Raw genomic sequence first — 20,376 nt, forward strand, 5'->3', positions numbered from 1 at the left:
TGCGTGACCGTCGCCAGCCCCTGCCGCAACATCTGCCGGATGCACGAGCCCAGCGGCCTGTGCGTCGGCTGCGGCCGCACGCTCGACGAGATCGCACTGTGGTCGGTGCTCGACGACGACGACAAGCGCACCGTCTGGGCCCTGCTGCCCGAACGCCTGGCTGGGTTGGGTTCCCTAGCCGAGGGGCCGCCCGACCCGCGTCCGCCGGCCTGATCATCGCGGCATGACCGACACCGCCGACGCTTCCCGCGCGATGCTGCAGGCCGCCCTGGCGGCGCAGCGCCAGGCCTACCGGGCCGACCCCGTGCCCGCGCTGGCCGAGCGCCGGCGCCACCTGCGCGCGCTGCAGGCCTTCGTGCGCGACCACCGCGAGGCGCTGTGCGACGCGATCAGCGCCGACTACGGCCACCGCTCGCGCCACGAGACGCTGCTGGCCGAGGTGTTCCCGGTGCTCGACGGCATCGACCATGCGCTGCGTCACCTCGACGCGTGGTCGCGGCCGCAGCGCCGGCCGGTGGACTGGCGCAACTTCTTCGGCGCCCGCAACCGCGTGGTGCCGCAGCCGCTGGGCGTGGTGGGCGTCATCGTGCCGTGGAACTTCCCGCTCAACCTGAGCCTGCTGCCGCTGGCCTACGTGCTGGCCGCGGGCAACCGGGCGATGGTGAAGATGAGCGAAAACTCGCGCCGCCTGGCCGCGCTGATGATCGAGAAGCTGCCGGCGTACCTGCCGGCCGACCGGCTGGCGGTGTTCGACGAGACCGGCGGCGTGGGCGTCGAGTTCTCGAAGCTGCCGTTCGACCACCTGCTGTTCACCGGCTCGGGCGCCACCGGGCGCGCGGTGATGGCCGCCGCGGCGCAGAACCTGTGCCCGGTGACGCTGGAACTCGGCGGCAAGGCGCCGGCCCTGGTCTGCGAGGACTTCGCCCCGCTGCGCACGGCCGCCGAGCGCATCCTGTTCGTCAAGTGCCTCAACGCCGGCCAGATCTGCACCACGGTGGACCATGTCTTCCTGCCGCGGGCGCAGGTGCCGGCCTTCGTGCAGCTGGCGCAGCAGATCGTGCCGGCGAGCCTGCAGCGGCTGGACTCGCCCGACTACACCTCGATCATCGACGCGCGCGCGTTCGACCGCCTCGTGCGCGCGATGGACGAGGCGCGCGCGCGCGGCGCCACGCTGGTGAACCTGCTGCCGGACGGCCCGCCGCACGACGCGGCCACGCGCAAGATCGCGCCGCACCTGCTGCTCGACGCGCCGGACGACTGCGAGCTGATGCAGCGCGAGATCTTCGGCCCGGTGCTGCCGGTGCTGCCCTACGACCGGCTCGACGCGGTGGTCGACCGCATCAACGACGGGCCGCGGCCGCTCGCCTTCTACCCCTTCACGCACGACCGCGCCACGCTGTCGAGCCTGCTCGACCGGGTGATGAGCGGTGGCGTGTCGGTCAACGACGCGCTGTTCCATGTCGGCCAGCACGACCTGCCCTTCGGCGGCGTCGGGCCGTCGGGCATGGGCCACTACCACGGCCGCGAGGGCTTCGAGACCTTCTCCAAGATGCGGCCGGTGTTCCACCAGGCGCGCTGGTCGAGCCTGTCGCTGATGCGCCCGCCCTACGGCAAGCTGGCCGACCGCGTGCTGGCGTTCCTGACGCGCTGAGCGCGGCCCGGCCTCACGGCCGCAACCGCACTGCGGCCTCTACCATCCGCGTCTGACGGCACCGGCTGCGGCCGGATCGCGAGGCGACCGATGGACGACCTGCAGATCACCACGCACGACACGCTGCCACCCGAGGCGGGCGCGGTGGACGACGGCATCGGCCGCTACAACGACGGCGCCGCGCCGCTGCACGAGGTCAGGCCGCTGGCGTGCATCGCGCGCCGGCCCGACGGCGGCGTGGCCGGCGGCGCCGTCGGCCGGCGCTGGGGCACCTGCTGCGAGCTGCAGCAGCTGTGGGTCGACGACGGCGCGCGCCGGCTCGGCCTGGGTACGCGGCTGCTGCAGGCTTTCGAGGCCCTGGCCGCCGAGCGCGGCTGCACGGCCGTGTATCTGGAGACCTTCGACTTCCAGGCGCCGGGCTTCTACGAGCGCCTGGGCTACCGCACCGAGCACCTGCGTGACGGCTATCCGCACGGCATCGTGCGGCACCACATGGTGCGCCACCTGGGGCCGGCCGTGCTGCCGCCCATCGTCGAAGGCCCGGTGCCGGGCGGCATCGGCGGCATCACGCAGCTGCACGCCCACTACTACGCGCGCCAGGCCGGCTTCGGCACCGCGTTCGAGGCCACCGTGGCCCGCGAGCTGGCCGCGTTCTGCGACGCCTACGTGCCCGGCCGCGACGGCCTGTGGACGGTGGGCACGCCGCAGGTCGAGGCCGCGGTGGCGATCGACGGGTCGCAGGCGGCGGACCACGGCGCGCACCTGCGCTGGTTCATCGTGTCGGACGCGCTGCGCGGCCGCGGCGTGGGACGCGCGCTGCTGGCACGCGCCCTGGCGTTCGCCGACGCGTGCGGCTACGCCAGCACCTTCCTGTGGACCTTCGCCGGCCTGGCGGCCGCGCGTCACCTGTACGAGGACGCCGGCTTCCGGCTCGACCGCGAGGGCCCGGGCGACCGCTGGGGCCGCACGGTGACGGAGCAGCGCTTCGTGCGCCCGGCCGGCGCGGCCTTGGGGGGCGGCCGATGACGAGCACGCTGGTCACGATCGCGCTGCTGCACTGGGCCGTGCTGCTGGTGCCGGGCTTCAACTTCCTGCTGATCGGCCAGCTTGCCGCGGGCGACCGGCGCGCTGCCGCGCTGGCCGCGGTGGCCGGCATGACGACGGCCACGCTGGTCTGGGCCGGCCTTGCGGTGGCCGGGGTGGGGCTGGTGTTCCAGGCCCATCCGGTGCTGCGCCTGGCGATGCAGATCGCCGGCGGCCTGTACCTGGCCTGGATCGCGCTCGGGCTGTGGCGCAGCGGGCGGCCCGCGGCGGCACCGTCGGCCGGCGGGATGTCCGGCGCGTCGGCGTTTCGCGTCGGCTTCCTGACCAGCGCGCTCAATCCGAAGATCGCCCTGTTCTATGGCAGTGTGTTCGCCACCGCGCTGCCCGCGTCGCCGCCGGCCGGGCTGGTGGTGGCCGCGGTGGCCCTGGTGTATGCCAACTCGGTGCTGTGGCACGGCTTCCTGGCCTGGGCCCTGTCGCGGCCCGGCGTTCAGCAGGCCTGGCTGCGCCACCATGCGCGCTGGACGCGCGTGGCCGCGGCGCTGGTGGGCGTGTTCGCGGCGCGACTGCTGGCGGCGGGCTGGCAGGAACTGCGCGGCCGCGCCGGCTGAGCCAGCGGCGTCAGCCGATCGCGCGCCCGATCAGGATCTTCTGCACCTCGCTCGTGCCCTCGTAGATCTGGCACACGCGCACGTCGCGGTAGATGCGCTCGACCGGGAAGTCGCTCACGTAGCCGTAGCCGCCGAAGACCTGGATCGCGGCCGAGCACACGCGCTCGGCCATCTCGCTGGCATTGAGCTTGGCCATCGCGGCCTCCTTCAGGCAGGGCCGCCCGGCGTCCTTCAGGCTGGCCGCGTGGTGGATCAACTGGCGCGCGGCCTCGATCTGCGTGGCCATGTCGGCCAGCTTGAACTGCACCGCCTGGTGCTCGAAGATCGGCGCGCCGAAGGCCTGCCGCTCCTTGCTGTAGGCCAGCGCCGCCTCGAACGCGGCGCGCGCCATGCCCACCGCCTGGCTGGCGATGCCGATGCGCCCGCCCTCCAGGCCCGACAGCGCGATCTTCAGCCCCATGCCTTCGTCGCCGAGCCGGTTGGCGGCCGGCACGCGGCAGTTCTCGAACACGATCTGCGCCGTGTCGCTGGCGCGCTGACCCATCTTGTCCTCCAGCCGCGCCACCACGTAGCCGGGCGTGGACGTCGGCACCAGGAAGGCGCTGATGCCCTTCTTGCCGGCCGCCTTGTCGGTGACGGCCATCACGATGGCCACGTCGCCATGCTTGCCGCTGGTGATGAACTGCTTGACGCCGTTGAGCACGTAGTGGTCGCCGTCGCGCACCGCGGTGGTCCGCAGGCCGCCGGCCTCGCTGCCCACGTGCGGCTCGGTCAGGCAGAAGGCGCCCAGCATGTCGCCGCGCGCCAACGGGCGCAGGAAGCGCTGCTTCTGGTCCTCGTTGCCGAAGGCCATCAGGATCGAGCACACCGGGCAGTTGTTGACGCTGACCACCGTGCTGGTGGCGCCGTCGCCGGCCGCGATCTCCTCCAGGATGATCGCCAGCGACAGGTAGTCCAGGCCGGCGCCGTCGTAGTCGGCGGGCACGGCCACGCCATAGCAGCCGAGCTCGGCCAGGCCGCGCAGTTCCTCGCGCGGGAAATGGTGCTCCTTGTCCCAGCGCGCGGCCTGCGGCGCGATGCGGTCGCGCACGTAGGCGCGCACCGTGTCCTGCACGGCGATGTGGTCGTCGGAAAGCAGCATGTCGGAAGGCTCCGTGCGTCAGGTCGATCGATCGGTGGCGGCGCGCAGCATGTCACCGCCGCGCCCGGTTGGCCAGCACCACGCCGGCCAGCGCGAGTGTGCCGCCGGTCAGCAGCGACACATCCAGCGGCTCGCCCAGCATCAGCACCGACGAGGCCACGCCGAGCACCGGCACCAGGCTGATGTAGCTCGACGCGACGCCGGCGCCGAGCACCGCGATGCCGCGGTTGAACCAGGCGTAGGCCAGCACCGTGGCGCCCAGGGCCATGAACAGCAGCGCGACCCAGCCGCGCGGCGACAGGGCCACGAGGGCCTGCGTGGCCACGGCGGGGCCCTCGATGGCCAGCGCGGCCACCCACATCAGCAGGCATCCGATGGTGGCCGTGATGGCCGTGGCGGCGAGCGCGTCGATGCCCACCATCAGCCGCTTGCCCATCAGCGAATACGTGGTCCAGCTGGCGATGCAGCCCAGCAGCAGCCATTCGCCGGTGCCGACGTCGGCGGCCAGCAGCTTCCAGGGCGCGCCATGCGTCATGACCGTGGCGGCGCCGACGACGGCCAGCGCCAACCCCAGGGCGACCCATGCGTTGAAGCGCTCCTTGAACCACCAGGCCGCCAGCAGCGTGGTGAACACCGGGTTGGTCGTCACCACCACGGCGGCGCGGCTGGCCTCGACGCGCTGCAGCGACAGCATGAAGAACGCCGAATAGGCGAACACGCCCACCGCGCCCGCGGCCGCCAGGCCGGCCCATTGCCGCGTCGACAGGCGCGGCCAGGCACCGGCGGACAGGCGCAGCCACGCCAGCATCACGACGCAGGCGATCGAGAAGCGCCAGGCCGACCCGCTGAAGGCCGGCATCGACTGCGCCAGCACGCGCCCGGCCGGCCAGGACACGCCCCACAGCACCACCATGCCCACGAGCTGCAGGTGCACCGCGGCGCGGCTCATCGCGCGCCCCCTCGGGGCCGGGTCGGCGCCCGCCGCGTCAGCGCGCGACTTCGCGGGCCTTGACCAGCAGCGTGCCGCGACCGACCACGCAGACCCGGCCGTGCGACACCGCACGTCCGTCGGCATGGGCCAGCCAGCCTTCCAGGCGCGGCTGCCACTCGACGGCCGAGACGGTCCACGACAGGGCCACCGGGTCGTCGGCGAACACCGGCGCCTTGAAGGCGAAGTTGAAGTTCAGGCACAGCACCTCGCGCACGTAGTGGTCGCACTGGCGCGCGAAGTGCGTGGCGGCCAGGCCGATCAGGTTCGACGTGGTGTGCTGGCCGCTGGCGATGATGCGGCCGTGGTGCGCCCGGGCTGCCGCCTCCGGGTCGTAGTGCAGCGGGTTGGCGTCGCCCGTGAGGTGCGCGAACTCGGCGATGGCCGCGCGCGAGAACGACACGATGCGCTGGCAGGACTCCGCCACCGCCACCGGGGCGGGCGCTTCGGCCTTCAACAAGGTGGTGCTGGACATCCAACGAGCATACGGCGCGCAGCCGACAAGACACACCCGCGTGCTCAGGGGGGGAAACGTTGGGCGACGACAACGGTCTAGGGACGCGCGGTCCAGGCCAGACGCACGGCGAGCGTGGCGAACAGGCCCGCACCGGCCAGGTGCAGCGCGCGCACGACGATCGGGCGTGCCGGCGCCCGCCGCAGCGGCGCGACCAGCAGGACGAACAGCGCGAGGAACAGCAGGCCCTGCAGCACCGACCACAGGCCCAGGAACAGGAAGGCCAGCGTCTTGTCAGGCGCGTCGGCGTCGATGAACTGCGGCAGCAGCGCCAGCGAGAACAGCGCCACCTTCGGGTTGAGCACGTTGGTCAGGAAGCCCTGGCGGAACAGCGCCCAGGGGGCCGGCGTCGTCGCGCCCGGCATGCCTGCGGCGGCGGGCGCGTCGCCCCGGGCGAGCGCCGAGCGCAGCATGCCCGCGGCCAGCCACAGCAGGTAGGCCGCGCCCGCCCACTTGACGACGCCGAACGCCGCCGCCGACGCGGCCATCAGCGCGGCCAGGCCGAAGGTGGCCGCCAGGGCGTGCACCACGCAGCCCGCGCCGATGCCGGCCGCGGCCGCCAGCCCGGCGCGCACGCCGCCGCGCAGCGTGGACACGAGCGTGAACGCCATGTCCACGCCCGGCGTGGCGTTGAGCACGAGCACCGTCAGCGCGAACAGCCCGAGGTCGTGGGTGCCGAACAACGTTGCCTGCCCGTCAGAGCATCTCGACGGCCAGCGCCGTGGCCTCGCCGCCGCCGATGCACAGCGACGCCATGCCGCGCCGGGCCCCGCGCTGGCGCAGCGCCCCCAGCAGCGTGACGACGATGCGCGCGCCCGATGCGCCGATCGGGTGGCCCAGCGCGACCGCGCCGCCATGCACGTTGACGATGTCGTGCGGCAGCTTGAACTCCGCCATCGCGGCCATCGTCACCGCGGCGAAGGCCTCGTTCACCTCCCACAGGTCCACGCTCTTCGCGTCCCAGCCGGCGCGCGCCAGGGCCTTGGCGATGGCGCCGGCCGGCGCGGTGGAGAACCATTCCGGCGCCTGCGCGTGCACCGCGTGCGAGACGATCCGCGCGATCGGCGTGGCGCCGCGCTGCCGCGCGGTGGACTCGCGCATCAGCACCAGCGCCGCGGCGCCGTCGGAGATGCTCGACGACGACGCGGCGGTGATCGTGCCGTCCTTCCTGAACGCCGGCTTGAGCGAGGGGATCTTGTCCAGCCGCGCCTTGAACGGCTGCTCGTCCTTGTCGACCACGGTGTCGCCCTTGGCCGAGGCCAGGGTCACCGGGGCGATCTCCCAGGCGAAGCGGCCGTCCTGGTTGGCCGCCTGCGCGCGCTGGGTGGACGCGATCGAGTACTGGTCCATCGCCTCGCGGGTGAAGCCGTACTTGGCGGCGCACGACTCCGCGAACACGCCCATCGCCTTGCCGCGCTCGTAGGCGTCCTCCAGCCCGTCCATCGCCATGTGGTCGTACATCGACGCCATGCCGTACTTGACGCCCTTGCGCGCGAACATCAGGTGCGGCGCGTTGGTCATGCTTTCCATGCCGCCGGCCACCATCACGTCGGCCGAGCCGGCGGCGAGCATGTCGTGCGCGAACATCATCGCGCGCATGCCGCTGCCGCACATCTTGGACAGCGTCACGGCGCCGGCGCCGTCGGGCAGGCCGGCCTTGCGCAGCGCCTGGCGCGCGGGGGCCTGGCCCTGGCCGGCCATCAGGCAGTTGCCCATCAGCACCTCGTCGACCGCGTCGCCCGGCACGCCCGCGCGCTCGACCGCCGCGCGGATCGCCACCGCGCCCAGCTCCCAGGCGGCGAGGCCGGCGAAGTCGCCGAGCAGTCCGCCGATGGGCGTGCGCGCGGCGGAGACGATGACGACGGGATCGGTGCTGGCCATGGCAGGCTCCTTTCGGTTCGGGATGTCAGGGGACGAGCAGGGGCGTGCCGCGCTCTTCCTGCGCGACCCGCTTCATGTAGGCCTGGAAGCCGGGGTCCTCGCCGCGCAGCAGCAGCGGCAGGGCGTTGAAGAAGTCGTCGCGCCGGCACCACTCGCGCATGTAGTCGTCCCACGAGTTCCAGCGCCGCCGCTCCGCGGCGTCCATGTCGTCGCGGTAGGCCACGAGGTAGGCGCGCTCGAACAGCGAGATCAGCATGTCGAAGATGACCAGCATGCGCTCGCGCTGCTCGGCCGTCGGGTTGGCCAGCGGCTCGTGGGTGCGCAGCTGCAGGTCGGCGTTGTCGAGCACGATCTTCAGGAACGCGTTGTACGCGTCGGACAGGTGCTGGTAGCCCTCCTCCTCCTCGTTCTCGCGCTCCTTGCGCTGCTCGTAGAGGAAGATGCCGATGGCCACCGGCAGGCCCACCACGGTGACCACGTAGCTGGCGAACTCGAAGGCCTCGAGCCAGTTCATGGCGCGGCCGGCGGGCCCGGAGGCACGCGCAGGTAGATGGCCCAGTACACCAGCGCGACCAGCACGCTGCCGCCCACCAGGTTGCCCGCGATCACCGCGGCCAGGTTGACCAGCACGTCGCCGGCGGCCAGCGGCGCACCCAGCAGCAGCGCCAGCGGGAAGAAGTAGAAGTTGGCGATCGAGTGCTCGAAGCCGGCCGCCACGAAGGCCGTCACCGGGAACACCACCGCGACGGCCTTGTCGACGACGCTGCGCCCGGCGAACGCCATCCACACCGCCATGCACACCAGCACGTTGCACAGCACGCCACGCACGAAGGCCTCGCCCCAGGGCAGCTGCGCCTTGGCGGTGGCGATGGCCACCGCGGCGCGGCCGACGGCACCGCCGTTCATCGACGCCTGCCCGGACAGCCACACCAGCAGCGCCAGGCCGACGGCGCCGGCAAGGTTGGCCAGGCACACCAGGGCCCAGTGGCGCAGCAGCTCGCCGCTGCGCACGTGGCCGCCGGCCCAGGCCATCGCGATCAGGTTGTTGCCGGTGAACAGCTCCGCGCCCGCCACCGCCACCAGCAGCAGCCCGAGCGAGAACGCCAGCCCGCCGAGCAGGCGCTGCGCGGCGAAGCCCAGCGAGGCGTCGCTGACCACCAGCGTGAACATCATCGCGCCCAGGCCGATGAAGGCGCCGGCCAGCACGCCCAGCAGCGCCAGCGTCAGCGGCGGCAGGCGTGCCTTGCGCACGCCCACGTCGCTGACGCGCTGGGCGATCTGCGCCGGGGCGTAGGCGTCGGAGCCGAACACGGTCTCGGCCATCAGGCGGCCTCCGGCGCGGTCCGCGCGTGGGCGAAGCGCTTGCGCTCGTCGTAGGGGAACACGTCGTGCACGTGGCCGGCCAGGATGCGCTCCTTGTGGCCCTGCCAGAAGGCCGGGTCGAGCAGGTCGGCGTGGTGCTTCATGAACATCTCGCGCACCACGTCGTTGCCGAGCAGGAAGGGGCCGAAGGTCTCAGGAAACACGTCGCGCGGGCCCACCGGGTACCAGACCTCGCCGCTCATCTCGTCCTCCTCGTTGCGCGCCTCGGGCACGCGGCGGAAGTTGCAGTCGGTCAGGTACTCGATCTCGTCGTAGTCGTAGAACACCACCTTGCCGTGGCGCGTGACGCCGAAGTTCTTCCACAGCATGTCGCCGGGGAAGATGTTGGCGGCCACGAGGTCCTTGATGGCATGGCCGTACTCCACCACCGCGTGCTCCATCTGCTCGCGCGTCGCGTCGCCCAGGAAAATGTTGAGCGGGATCATGCGCCGCTCGATGTAGAGGTGCTTGATGACGATCACGTCGCCGTCCTCCTCCACCACGCTCGGGCAGAAGCGGCGCAGCTCCTCCACCAGCGCCGGCTCGAAGCGGGAGCGGGGGAAGGCCACGTTGGTGTACTCCAGCGTGTCGGCCATGCGCCCGACCCGGTCGTGCGTCTTGACCAGCAGGTACTTGCCCATGATCTGCTCGCGCGACGTGTCCTTGGGCGGCGGATACCAGTCCTTGATGACCTTGAACACGTAGGGGAAGGACGGCAGGTCGAACACCAGCATCACCATGCCCTTGATGCCCGGCGCGATGCGGAAGGCGTCGCTGCTGTGGCGCAGGTGATAGAGGAAGTCGCGGTAGAAGATGTTCTTGCCCTGCTTCTGCAGGCCCAGCGCGTTGTAGATCTCCGAGCGCGGCTTGCGCGGCATCAGCGAGCGCAGGAAGGTGACGTAGGCGCTGGGCACCTCCATGTCCACCATGAAGTAGGCGCGCGCGAACGAGAAGATCAGCAGCAGGTCGTCCTCGCCGAACAGCGCGGCGTCGATCAGCAGCCGGCCGTCGTCGCCATGGACGATGGGCAGCGCGAAGGGCACCTCGGCATAGCCGTTGATGATCTTGCCCACCACGTAGGCGCCCTTGTTGCGGAAGAACAGCGACGACAGGACCTGGATCTGGAAGTTGGTGCGCAGCTTGTGCTCGCCCAGCAGCGACTCCACCGCCGCATGCACGTCGCCGATGTCGCGCTGCAGGTCCTCGAACTCGCAGTCGAGCCGGAAGTTGGTGACGATGCGTGTGAGCGTGTCGCGCAGCGTGTCGCGCGTGGGGTAGTAGGCGCGGTAGGTCGGCGTGGCGGCGGGCTCGTCGTTCTCGATGTACTCGGTGCTGACGGCCGGGCGCACGAACAGGAAGTCGTTGCGGAAGTAGCTGCGGTGCAGCAGCCGCGTGGACACCGAGTTGAAGAAGGTCTCGGCCAGCTCGGGCTGGTGATGGTCCACCAGCAGGCCGATGTAGTGCAGCTTGATCTGCTGCCACACGTCCATCGGCAGTCGCGTGGCGTCGAACTCGCGCGTCAGGCGCTCGGCGGCCTCGACCACGCGGCGGTCGTAGAACTCGATGCGCTCGCGCTGGGCGCGCTGCTGGCCGTGCCAGTCGGCCGCCTCGAAGCGCGCCTTGGCGGCGCGGCTGGTCTCGCGGAACAGCCGGTAGTGGGTATTGAAGCCGTCGAGCATGGCCTGGGCGATCTCGACGGCGCGCGGGTCGGTGAGGCGGGGGAACATGGCGTGCGGGCCCTAGACGGTGTCGCGGTAGCGGGCGAATACGTGGCGGTCGACCGGGCGGCCGGCCTTCATCGCCGACAGGCGCTGCACGCCCTCGAGCGCCAGCCCGGCCTTCTGCGCCACCCGCATCGACCGCGCATTGCCGGCATGCACCGGCGCGAACACGCGCGTGATCGCCGGGTTGTCGAAGGCGCGCTGCACCAGCAATGCGGCCACTCGCGACACCACGCCGCGGCCCCACCACGGCTCGGCCAGCCACCACCCGACCTCGGCGTTGCAGCGCAGCTGCCCCTCGCCCCAGTGGATGCCGCAGCCGCCGAGCGCCGCGTCGTCGTGGGCGATCGCCCAGTTGTCGCCGCCGAAGTCGATGTGCCCGCGCGTGACCCAGTGGCGCGCGATGTCCTCGGTGTACGGGTGCGGGAACGAGTCGCTCATCCAGCGCCAGACGTTGGGGTTGTCGGCATGCTGCGCCAGCGCGGCGGCGTCGTCGGCACGCCAGGCGCGCAGCGTCCAGCCGGGCAGGCCGATGTCCAGCGTGGGCAGCGGGGTGGCGTCAGTCGAGGCCAAGCTCGCGCCTCCATCCGGCCAGCCGCGCCGTCGTCACGCCCATCCCGCCGCACACCACCACCAGCGGCGCGGCAAAGCGGGCCAGCGGGTCGGGCCGGGCGTGCAGCGCCGCCACCGACGCGCCGCAGGCGGGCTCCACCAGCACGCGCACGGCATCGGCGAGGCGGCTGCAGGCCTGCACCGCGTCCGCGTCGCTGACCACCAGGCTGCGGATCGGGTGCGTGCGCGCCAGGTCCAGCAGGTGCGGCGTGACGCGGCGCGCGCCGAGCGAGGTGGCCACCGAGGTAATGGCCGGCAGCGTGACGGGTTCGCCCGCCGCCAGGGCCGCCGCGAAACTGGCCGCGCCCTCGGTTTCCACTGCCAGCACCGGCACGTCGGCCAGGCCGTTGCGGCGCAGGCCCTCGACCACGCCCGCCAGCAGCCCGCCGCCGCCGACGCTCGCGACCACCGCGTCGAAGGTGATGCCGTCGCGCACGGCCTCGTCGATCAGCGAGGCGTGGCCGTCCCACAGCAGCGGGTCGTCGAAGGGGTGCACGTAGACCGCGTCCTGCGCCTGCGCCAGCGCCACGGCGTGGGCATGGGCCTCGTCCCAGACCGTGCCGTGCACCACCACCGCGGCGTCGCGTGCGGCGATGGCTTCGCGCACGGCCACCGAGGTGCTTTCGGGCAGCACGATCGTGGCCGGCACGCCGCAGGCGGCCGCGGCCAGCGCGGCGGCCATGCCGGCATTGCCGCCCGAGGCGCAGACCACGGCGCGCGCGCCTTCGGCCACGCGGCGCTGCACCAGGTGGCCCACGCCGCGCATCTTGAAGCTGCCGCCGGGCTGCAGCGCGTCCATCTTGAGCCACACGGTGCGGCCCGGGCCCGCCAGCTCGGGCGGGGCCTTCAGCACCGGCGTGTGCACGTGCAGCGGCATGGCCGGCCCTACTCGTCGCCCAGTTCGCCCGCCACCGTGTTCGGTGCGCCGGAGGGCGCGCGCGGGTAGCGCTTGAGCGCGGCGGCGAACACCGGCACCACCTCTTCGGGCCGGCTCATCGTGACCTGCAGGTCCTTCAGCAGGCCGTCGGCCAGGCCGTAGACCCAGCCGTGCACCGACACCTCCTGCCCGCGGGCCCAGGCATCCTGCATCACGGTGGACAGCGCCACGTTGCCCACCTGCTCGATGACGTTCATCTCGCACAGGATGTCCTCCTGCTGCGCCGGGCTCAGGTGTTCCAGGCGCTTGCGGTGGCGCAGGCGCACGTCCTGCACATGGCGCAGCCAGTTGTCGGCCAGGCCGACGCGCAGCCCGCGCATGGCCGCGCGCACGCCGGCGCAGCCGTAGTGGCCGACGACGAAGATGTGACCGACCTTCAGGTGCTCCACCGCGAACTGGATGGTCGACAGCGCGTTGAGGTCGCTGTGCACCACGACGTTGGCCACGTTGCGGTGCACGAAGACCTCGCCGGGGTCGAGGCCGGTGATCTCGTTGGCGGGCACGCGGCTGTCGGCGCAGCCGATCCACATGTAGCGCGGGTTCTGCTGCTGCGCCAGCCGGGTGAAGAAGCCGGGGTCGGCGGCCTTCTTGGCAGCCGCCCAGCCGGCGTTGTTGGCAAGGAGTCGGTGCGGCATCGCGCGGGTCTCACATCGTCTCGGCGAACAGCTCGCGGCCGATCAGCATGCGGCGGATCTCGCTGGTGCCCGCGCCGATCTCGTAGAGCTTGGCGTCGCGCCACAGCCGGCCGAGCGGGTACTCGTTGATGTAGCCGTTGCCGCCGAAGATCTGGATGCCCTCGCCGGCCATCCAGGTGGCCTTCTCGGCGCACCACAGGATCACGCTGGCGCAGTCCTTGCGCACCTGGCGCACGTGCTCGGTGCCGAGCTGGTCGAGGTTCTTGCCCACCGTGTAGCAGAAGCTGCGCGCGGCCTGCAGCACGGTGTACATGTCGGCCACCTTGCCCTGGATCAGCTGGAACTCGCCGATGCTCTGGCCGAACTGCTTGCGGTCGTGGGTGTAGGGGATCACGTTGTCCATCACGCTCTGCATGATGCCGATCGGGCCGGCGGCGAGCACCGCGCGCTCGTAGTCCAGCCCGCTCATCAGCACGCGCGCGCCACCGTTGAGCGTGCCCAGGATGTTCTCGGCCGGCACCTCCACGTCGGCGAACACCATCTCGCCGGTGTGGCTGCCGCGCATGCCGAGCTTGTCGAGCTTCTGTGCGGTGGAGAAGCCCTTCATGCCCTTCTCGACGATGAAGGCGGTGACGCCGCGCGCGCCCAGCTCGGGCTCGGTCTTGGCGTAGACCACCATCGTGTCGGCGTCCGGGCCGTTGGTGATCCACATCTTGGTGCCGTTGAGCAGGTAGTAGCCGCCCTTGTCCTCGGCCTTGAGCTTCATGCTGATCACGTCGCTGCCGGCGCCGGGCTCGCTCATCGCCAGCGCGCCCACGTGCTCGCCGCTGATCAGCTTCGGCAGGTACTTTCGCTTCTGCGCGTCGGTGCCGTTGCGCTTGATCTGGTTGACGCACAGGTTGCTGTGCGCGCCGTAGCTCAGGCCGACGCTGGCGCTGCCGCGGCTGATCTCCTCCATCGCCACCATGTGGGCGAGGTAGCCCATGTCGGCGCCGCCGTAGGCCTCGGGCACGGTGATGCCCAGCACGCCCAGCTCGCCCATCTTGCGCCACAGGTCCATCGGGAAGCGGTCGCTGCGGTCGATCTCGGCCGCCCGCGGCGCGATTTCGGCGTCGGCGAAGGCGCGCACCGCGTCGCGCAGGGCGTCGATGTCCTCGCCGAGCTGGAAGTCGAGGCCGGGCAGGGTGCTCATGAGTGGGTCTCCTTCTTCTGGATGCGCCGGGAGGCCGCGCGCAGCAGCTCGCGGCAGCGCGCCTCGTGCTGGCCGATCTCCGCCAGCGTGATCTGGATGTCTTCCATCTGCTGCTCGAGCTGGCGCCGATGGTCGCCCAGCACCTGCAGGAAGGCGTTGAGCTGCGGCGCCGTGTCGGCCTCGGAGTCGTACATGTCCACCAGCTGCTTGATCTCCTGCAGCGACAGGCCCAGGCGCTTGCCGCGCAGCGTGAGCTTCAGGCGCGTGCGGTCGCGCTGGGTGTAGACGCGGTTGCGGCCGGCGCGCGCCGGTTCGAGCAGGCCCACGTCCTCGTAGAAGCGGATCGCGCGCGGCGTGACGTCGAACTCCTCGGCGAGCTCGGCGATGCTGAACGTGGTGGCGGCGGACCGGGCGGGACTCACGGTGCGGGCAGCGGGCCTGCCGGCGGGCAGGCACAATTGACGTTAACGTTAACGTCAATGTAGCAGCCCGCGCCGCCGGCCTGCGCCAACCCGCCATGGCCAACCCCCACGAGAGCGAGCTGCACTATCCCTTCGGCGACACCGTGCCCGGCCCCGGGCAGGTGCTCGACATCGCGCCGGGCGTGCGCTGGTTGCGCATGGGGCTGCCGTTCGCGCTGGACCACATCAACCTGTGGCTGCTGGCCGACCGCATCGACGGCGTGGACGGCTGGACCATCGTCGACTGCGGCGTCACCAACGACGCCACGCGCAGCGCCTGGGAGCAGGTGTTCGAGCGCGAGCTGCAGTGCCGCCCGGTGCTGCGCGTGATCGCCACCCACATGCACCCGGACCACATCGGCCTGGCGCACTGGCTGACCGAGCGCTGGCAGTGCCGGCTGTGGGTCAGCGCCACCGACTACAACGGCGCCCGCGTGGCCAGCCAGAGCACCACCGGCTTCGGCGGCGACCGCGCCGCGGCCTTCTTCGCCAGCCACGGCCTGACCGACCCCGAGTCGGTGGCCAAGGTGCGCGCGCGCGCCAACTACTACGCCGGCATGGTGCCGGCGGTGCCGCCGAGCTACCGCCGCCTGATGGACGGCCAGGTGCTGCACATCGGCGGGCGGCCGTGGCGCTGCATCGCCGGCTACGGCCACGCGCCCGAGCACATCGCGCTGGCCTGCGACGAGCCGGCGCTGCTGATCTCGGGCGACATGGTGCTGCCGCGCATCTCCACCAATGTCAGCGTGTACGACCTGGAACCCGAGTCCGACCCGCTGGCGCTGTACCTCGCGTCGCTCGGGCGCTACGAGCCGCTGGCCGAAGGCACGCTGGTGCTGCCGTCGCACGGCAAGCCCTTCCAGGGGCTGCACGCGCGGCTGCGCCAGCTGGTGCGGCACCACGACGAGCGCCTGGCCGACGTGCTGGCGGCCTGCGCCCAGCGGCCGCACCATGCCGCGGAGCTGCTGCCGGTGCTGTTCCGGCGCCCGCTCGACCTGCACCAGACCACCTTCGCGATGGGCGAGGCGGTGGCCCACCTGCACCTTCTTTGGTATCGGGGGCGCCTCGTGCGCGAGCGCGGCGCCGACGGCGTCTGGCGCTTCGGCGCGGCGGCCTGAGGCGCCGCGCTAGGTCGGCAGCAGTTCGTCGCGCAGGCCGTCGCGCAGGCGGTCCACGTCGGGGATCACCGAGCGCACCACGTCCCAGAAGCGCGGGCTGTGGTCCATCACGCGCAGGTGCGCCAGCTCGTGCGCGACCACGTAGTCGATGGTCGGCAGCGCGAAGTGGATCAGGCGCCAGTGCAGGCGGATCGCGCCGTCGGCGCTGGCGCTGCCCCAGCGCGTGGTGGCCGAGCTGAGCGACAGCCGGGTCCAACGCACGCCGAGCTGCGCCGCGAAGTGGTGGCAGCGCTCCTCGAACACGCGGCGCGCCTGGCGCTGCAGCCAGCTCTGCACCGCGTCGCGGATCTGCTCGCCGCCGGCGTGCTGTGTCAGGCCCACGTGCAGCGTCAGCCGCGGTACGCCGGGCAGGGTGTCGGTGGCGGTGACGAGCTGGGTGCCTGCCACGCGCGGGTCGAGCACCACGATGACCGGCTCGCCCAGGAAGGGCACGGTGGTGCCGTCGCGCCACTCGATGCGCTGCGCCGCGGCCTTGCGCGTGCGCTCGGCCTGCTCCTGCAGCTTGGCCAGCACCCAGCGCGACTTCTCCTGCAGCGCGGCCTCCACCTCGCCCAGCGCCACCCAGCGCGGCGCGCTGACCACCAGGCCGTCGGCGCCGACCGAGAAGCCGATGGTCTTGCGCCGCATGCGGCGAAACAGGAAGGCGACGTGATGCCCGTCCAGGCGCGACTCCCGGTTGGCCTGCGGGTGGCGGAAGGTGGCGGGCACCAGCATCGACGACACCGGGGCGGCGGTGTCGTCGGCCCGGGCGGGCCGCGACGGCGCCGCGGCGGCCGGCGCGGGCGGGGAGGGTTCCAGCGCCAGGGGCGCGGCGGGCCCCGCCGCCTCGGCCGGCGGGGCCTCGTCCCACAGGCTCAGCTGCGGGGACGGTTCGGCGGGGGCGCGCGGCATGGACCGCGATTGTATTTACGCGGCCGGGCCGCTGCCGGCGTAGGCCTCGGGGTCGAGCCGGCGCATCTCGGCCTCGATCCAGGCTTCCACCTCGCGCATCAGCTCGTCGGCGGCGCGGCCTTCGACCGGGATCGGCGCGCCGATGGACACGTCCACCACGCCGGGGCGCACGATGAAGCTCTTGCGCGGCCAGCAGCGCGCCGAAGTCACGGCGATCGGCACCACCGGCGCACCGGTGGCCAGCGCGAGGCGCGTGCCGCCGGTCTTGTAGGTGCCCTGGCTGCCGCGCGGGGTGCGCGTGCCCTCGGGAAACATGATGATCCAGCTGCCGTGGGCGAGGATGCGCTGGCCCTGCTCGACGACGCGGTTGAACGCCTCGGCGCGCTTGCTGCGGTCGATGTGGATCATGTCCAGCCGGCCCATGGCCCAGCCGAAGAAGGGGATGTAGAGCAGCTCCCGCTTGAACACGTAGGCCAGCGGGTGGCTCATGATCGTCGGGTAGGTGAAGGTCTCCCAGGTGCTCTGGTGCTTGGACAGCAGGATCACCGGCGACTGGCGGTCGGCCGGCGGCAGGTTGTCCATGCCCTGGATGCGCATTCGCACGCCGCAGATCGTGCGGCAGCCCCACATCGCCACCGACAGCCAGTTGGCACACATCCAGTACAGCGTGTCGCCGCGCACGAAGATCGACGCCAGCAGCACGGCGATGGCCCACGGCACCACCGTGACCGCGAGCCACAGCACGAACAGGGCGGAGCGCAGGGCGGCCAGCAGCGTCATCGGCGGGCCTCAGCGCGGCAGCGGCGCCGGCGCGGATTCCTCGCCGGTGACGCCGTGCGCCTGGTGGTCGCGGTGCAGCACGAAGTGGGCGAAATCCGCCAGGCTGTCGTGCACGCGCACGCCGGGGATGCCGGCCTGCCACGTGGCGAGGTCGGCCGCGGAGAGACCGGCGGCGCGGCCGGTGCGCACGAGGTGCGGCTCGCAGCCCGCGGCATGGGCGGCCTGCAGGTCGCGCGCGGTGTCGCACACCATCGGCACGCCCGCCAGGCCGGTCAGTCCGTAGCGCTCGGCCACCTGCTGCATCAGGCCCGGCAGCGGCTTGCGGCAGGTGCAGCCGTCCTCCGGCACGTGGGGGCAGATGAACACCGCGTCCAGGCGCCCGCCCTTGGCCAGCAGCAGCTGCATCATGTGCTGGTGGATCGCGTTGAGCGAGGACATGTCCACCAGCCCCCGGCCGATGCCGGACTGGTTGGTCGCCACCACCACGTGCCAGCCGTCCTGGTTGAGCCGGGCCACGGCCTCGAGCGCGCCCTCGATGGGGATCCACTCGTAGGGTGCCTTCACGTGGTCGGTGCGGAACACGTTGAGGATGCCGTCGCGCCCGAGGATCACCAGCTTGAGGCCGTGGTGGGACTGCATGCGAAGTCTCCTAGGCCGCCAGCCGCGACAGGTCGGCCACGCGGTTCATCGCCGCGTGCAGCGTGGCCAGCAGCGCGAGCCGGTTGGCGCGCAGGGCCGGGTCGTCGGCATTGACCATCACGCCGTCGAAGAACGCGTCCACCGGCGCGCGCAGCACCGCCAGTTCGCGCAGCGACGCCGTGTACTCGCCGTTGTCGTAGAGCGAATCGGCCAGCGACTTGACGTTGGTCAGCGCGCCGGCCAGGGCGCGCTCGGCCGGCTCCACCAGGCGTGCCGCGTCGACGGCGGCGCCGGGCGCGGCGTCGGACTTCTTCAGGATGTTGCCGATGCGCTTGTTGGCGGCAGCCAGCGCGGCGCTCTCGGGCAGCGCGGCGAAGGCGCGCACGGCGGCCAGGCGCCGCGGCAGCTCGGCCCAGCGCGGCGGGCGCACGCTGACCACGGCGTCGACCTCCTGCGCGCTGTAGCCCAGGTCGCGCAGGTAGCCCACGAGGCGGTCGTACATGAAGCCCAGCGCGTCGTCGGTGGCCGGGACCGGCGTGAACGCCGACGCGGCGCTGGCCAGCAGCTCGGGGATCGACAGCGGCAGGTCGCGCTCGACCAGCATGCGGATTACGCCCAGCGCATGGCGGCGCAGGGCGAACGGGTCCTTGTCGCCGGTGGGCTTCTCGCCGGCGCCGAACAGGCCGACCAGGGTCTCCAGCTTGTCGGCCAGGGCCGCGGCGACACCGGCGTCGTTGCGCGGCAGCGCATCGCCGGCAAAGCGCGGCCGGTAGTGGTCCTCCACCGCGAAGGCCACCGCCTCGGTCTCGCCGTCGTGGCGCGCGTAGTAGCCGCCCATCACGCCCTGCAGCTCGGGGAACTCGCCCACCATGTCGGTCACCAGGTCGGCCTTGGCCAGGCGCGACGCGCGCTCGGCCTGTGCCGCTAGTGCCTCGCCGCCAAGCTGCCGGCCCACGGCGCGGGCGATGGCGCACACGCGCCGCACGCGTTGCCCCTGCGAGCCGAGCTTGCCGTGGTAGACCACCTTGTCCAGCAGCGGCAGGCGCGACTCGAGCGTGCGCTTGCGGTCCTGGTCGAAGAAGAACTTGGCATCGGCCAGGCGCGGCCGCACCACGCGCTCGTTGCCCTGCACGATGGCCGAGGCGTCGTCGGGCCGGATGTTGCTGACCACGAGGAAGCGGTGCGTCAGCCGGCCCTGCGCGTCCAGCAGCGGGAAATACTTCTGGTTCGCCTTCATCGTGAGGATGAGGCATTCCGGCGGCACGGCCAGGAACTCGGGCTCGAACTGGCACAGCAGCACGTTGGGCCGCTCGACCAGCGCGGTCACCTCGTCGAGCAGCGCGTCGTCGTCCACCGGCACCAGGCCGAGCGGCGCCGCGGCGTGCTGCAGCTGGCGCACGATCTCGGCGCGGCGGTGGCCGAACGCGGCGATCACCGCGCCCTGCGTCTCGAGCTGCTGCGCGTAGTGGTCGGCGTGCTGCAGCTCGATCGGGTCGAACTGCGCCTCGAAGCGGTGGCCGCGCGTCGCGCGCCCGGCCTGCAGGCCGAGCGCGGCCACCGGCACCACGTCGGGCCCGTGCAGGGCCACCAGCCCGTGCGCCGGCCGCACGAAGTCGACGCTGCTCCAGCCGTCGGCGAGCTGGTAGCTCATCACCTTGGGGATCGGCAGCGCCTTGAGCGTGTCGTCGAGCGCGGCCTGCAGGCCGGCCTGCAGCGAGGAGCCTTTGGCGAGGCTGCGCAGGAAGAGCGCTTCGGCCTTGCCGTCCTGCTGGACGAACAACGCATCCGGCCCATCCTTGGCATCGGGCCAGAGGTCGGCCAGCGCCTCTCGCCCGAACTTGGCCAGGTTCTTTTTCAGTGCAGCCGTCGGCTTGCCGTCGGCGCCGATGCCAACGGACACCGGCATGAGCTTGCGGGTCACTTCCTGGTCCGGCGCCTGCGCGAGCACCGCGCTCACGTGCGCGGCCAGCCGGCGTGGCGTGGCATAGGCGGTGACGGCGGAATGGTCGGTGGCCAGGCCCTGGGCCCTGAGCCCGGTCACGAGGCCCTGGGCGAAGGCCTCGCCCAGCTTCTTCAGGGCCTTGGGCGGCAGTTCCTCGACGAACAGCTCCACCAGCAGACTGCGTGTGCTGCTCATG

The 20,376-nt window shown here is 72.3% G+C and carries 22 protein-coding genes; 5 read left to right on the top strand and 17 right to left on the bottom strand.

All coding sequences use genetic code 11. The features are described 5' to 3' along the window. The first annotated feature begins 3 nt into the window (after positions 1–3). The 4 genes from AC2EAQ_RS17430 (at position 4) to AC2EAQ_RS17445 (ending at position 3,306) form a co-directional block, all read left to right on the top strand. Positions 4–213: a DUF1289 domain-containing protein gene (locus AC2EAQ_RS17430; RefSeq protein ID WP_484645707.1), complete on the top strand. Its 210-nt coding sequence runs from the start codon at positions 4–6 to the stop codon at positions 211–213. 10 nt (positions 214–223) lie between these two features. Beyond that, positions 224–1,651 carry a coniferyl aldehyde dehydrogenase gene (locus AC2EAQ_RS17435; RefSeq protein WP_484645708.1) on the top strand — a complete coding sequence of 476 codons (1,428 nt, stop codon included), beginning with the start codon at positions 224–226 and terminating at the stop codon, positions 1,649–1,651. 90 nt (positions 1,652–1,741) lie between these two features. After that, positions 1,742–2,677 (top strand): GNAT family N-acetyltransferase, encoded by a 936-nt coding sequence (locus AC2EAQ_RS17440; RefSeq protein ID WP_484645709.1) that lies wholly within the window; start codon positions 1,742–1,744, stop codon positions 2,675–2,677. Beyond that, a complete protein-coding gene (locus AC2EAQ_RS17445; RefSeq protein WP_484645710.1) occupies positions 2,674–3,306 on the top strand; it encodes a LysE family translocator in 633 nt (210 codons plus the stop codon). The genes AC2EAQ_RS17440 and AC2EAQ_RS17445 overlap by 4 nt, the downstream gene beginning before the upstream one ends. 10 nt (positions 3,307–3,316) lie before the next feature. Here the strand turns inward: AC2EAQ_RS17445 and AC2EAQ_RS17450 are convergent, their stop codons facing one another. From AC2EAQ_RS17450 to AC2EAQ_RS17510, 13 genes are all read right to left on the bottom strand, one after another. Next, positions 3,317–4,447: an acyl-CoA dehydrogenase family protein gene (locus AC2EAQ_RS17450; RefSeq protein ID WP_484645711.1), complete on the bottom strand. Its 1,131-nt coding sequence runs from the start codon at positions 4,445–4,447 to the stop codon at positions 3,317–3,319. A 52-nt stretch (positions 4,448–4,499) separates the two neighbouring features. Further along, a complete protein-coding gene (locus AC2EAQ_RS17455) occupies positions 4,500–5,396 on the bottom strand; it encodes a DMT family transporter (protein ID WP_484645712.1) in 897 nt (298 codons plus the stop codon). 37 nt (positions 5,397–5,433) lie between these two features. Further along, positions 5,434–5,910, bottom strand: coding sequence for a MaoC family dehydratase (locus tag AC2EAQ_RS17460; protein ID WP_484645713.1), 477 nt, complete (start codon positions 5,908–5,910; stop codon positions 5,434–5,436). Positions 5,911–5,987: 77 nt separating this feature from the next. After that, complete coding sequence (locus AC2EAQ_RS17465) at positions 5,988–6,632, bottom strand: LysE family translocator (protein WP_484645714.1); 645 nt, start codon at positions 6,630–6,632, stop codon at positions 5,988–5,990. 13 nt (positions 6,633–6,645) lie between these two features. Continuing rightward, positions 6,646–7,830, bottom strand: a complete 1,185-nt coding sequence (locus AC2EAQ_RS17470) for an acetyl-CoA C-acyltransferase (protein WP_484645715.1) — start codon at positions 7,828–7,830, stop codon at positions 6,646–6,648. A gap of 25 nt (positions 7,831–7,855) precedes the next feature. Continuing rightward, positions 7,856–8,344, bottom strand: coding sequence for a hypothetical protein (locus AC2EAQ_RS17475; RefSeq protein WP_484645716.1), 489 nt, complete (start codon positions 8,342–8,344; stop codon positions 7,856–7,858). Beyond that, positions 8,341–9,153, bottom strand: coding sequence for a formate/nitrite transporter family protein (locus AC2EAQ_RS17480; protein WP_484645717.1), 813 nt, complete (start codon positions 9,151–9,153; stop codon positions 8,341–8,343). Before AC2EAQ_RS17480 ends, AC2EAQ_RS17475 begins: the two co-directional genes overlap by 4 nt. Beyond that, entirely contained in the window at positions 9,153–10,919 is a 1,767-nt protein-coding gene (gene aceK / locus AC2EAQ_RS17485; RefSeq protein ID WP_484645718.1) for a bifunctional isocitrate dehydrogenase kinase/phosphatase, read from the bottom strand. The genes AC2EAQ_RS17480 and aceK overlap by 1 nt, the downstream gene beginning before the upstream one ends. Positions 10,920–10,931: 12 nt before the next feature. Next, positions 10,932–11,486 (bottom strand): GNAT family N-acetyltransferase, encoded by a 555-nt coding sequence (locus tag AC2EAQ_RS17490; RefSeq protein ID WP_484645719.1) that lies wholly within the window; start codon positions 11,484–11,486, stop codon positions 10,932–10,934. Beyond that, positions 11,473–12,402, bottom strand: a complete 930-nt coding sequence (locus AC2EAQ_RS17495) for a pyridoxal-phosphate dependent enzyme (protein WP_484645720.1) — start codon at positions 12,400–12,402, stop codon at positions 11,473–11,475. The genes AC2EAQ_RS17490 and AC2EAQ_RS17495 overlap by 14 nt, the downstream gene beginning before the upstream one ends. 8 nt (positions 12,403–12,410) lie before the next feature. Continuing rightward, positions 12,411–13,097 carry a carbonate dehydratase gene (gene can, locus AC2EAQ_RS17500; protein ID WP_484645721.1) on the bottom strand — a complete coding sequence of 229 codons (687 nt, stop codon included), beginning with the start codon at positions 13,095–13,097 and terminating at the stop codon, positions 12,411–12,413. A gap of 10 nt (positions 13,098–13,107) precedes the next feature. After that, entirely contained in the window at positions 13,108–14,289 is a 1,182-nt protein-coding gene (locus tag AC2EAQ_RS17505) for an isovaleryl-CoA dehydrogenase (protein ID WP_484645722.1), read from the bottom strand. After that, positions 14,286–14,711, bottom strand: coding sequence for a MerR family transcriptional regulator (locus tag AC2EAQ_RS17510; protein WP_484645723.1), 426 nt, complete (start codon positions 14,709–14,711; stop codon positions 14,286–14,288). Before AC2EAQ_RS17510 ends, AC2EAQ_RS17505 begins: the two co-directional genes overlap by 4 nt. 95 nt (positions 14,712–14,806) lie before the next feature. Between AC2EAQ_RS17510 and AC2EAQ_RS17515 the strand changes: the two genes are divergently transcribed. After that, the gene (locus AC2EAQ_RS17515; protein WP_484645724.1) at positions 14,807–15,868 is read left to right on the top strand and encodes an MBL fold metallo-hydrolase; all 1,062 of its coding nucleotides are present in this window, start codon (positions 14,807–14,809) and stop codon (positions 15,866–15,868) included. A gap of 9 nt (positions 15,869–15,877) precedes the next feature. Here the strand turns inward: AC2EAQ_RS17515 and AC2EAQ_RS17520 are convergent, their stop codons facing one another. The 4 genes from AC2EAQ_RS17520 to glyS are packed head-to-tail and all read right to left on the bottom strand — an operon-like array spanning position 15,878 to position 20,375. Then, entirely contained in the window at positions 15,878–16,819 is a 942-nt protein-coding gene (locus AC2EAQ_RS17520; protein WP_484645725.1) for a M48 family metallopeptidase, read from the bottom strand. A 15-nt stretch (positions 16,820–16,834) separates the two neighbouring features. Then, positions 16,835–17,599: a lysophospholipid acyltransferase family protein gene (locus AC2EAQ_RS17525; protein ID WP_484645726.1), complete on the bottom strand. Its 765-nt coding sequence runs from the start codon at positions 17,597–17,599 to the stop codon at positions 16,835–16,837. 9 nt (positions 17,600–17,608) lie between these two features. Then, positions 17,609–18,238: a D-glycero-beta-D-manno-heptose 1,7-bisphosphate 7-phosphatase gene (gmhB, locus tag AC2EAQ_RS17530; protein ID WP_484645727.1), complete on the bottom strand. Its 630-nt coding sequence runs from the start codon at positions 18,236–18,238 to the stop codon at positions 17,609–17,611. Positions 18,239–18,248: 10 nt separating this feature from the next. Continuing rightward, positions 18,249–20,375: a glycine--tRNA ligase subunit beta gene (gene glyS / locus AC2EAQ_RS17535; protein WP_484645728.1), complete on the bottom strand. Its 2,127-nt coding sequence runs from the start codon at positions 20,373–20,375 to the stop codon at positions 18,249–18,251. Position 20,376: the final 1 nt, after the last annotated feature.

The sequence above is a fragment of the Aquabacterium sp. T101 genome (assembly GCF_057219775.1).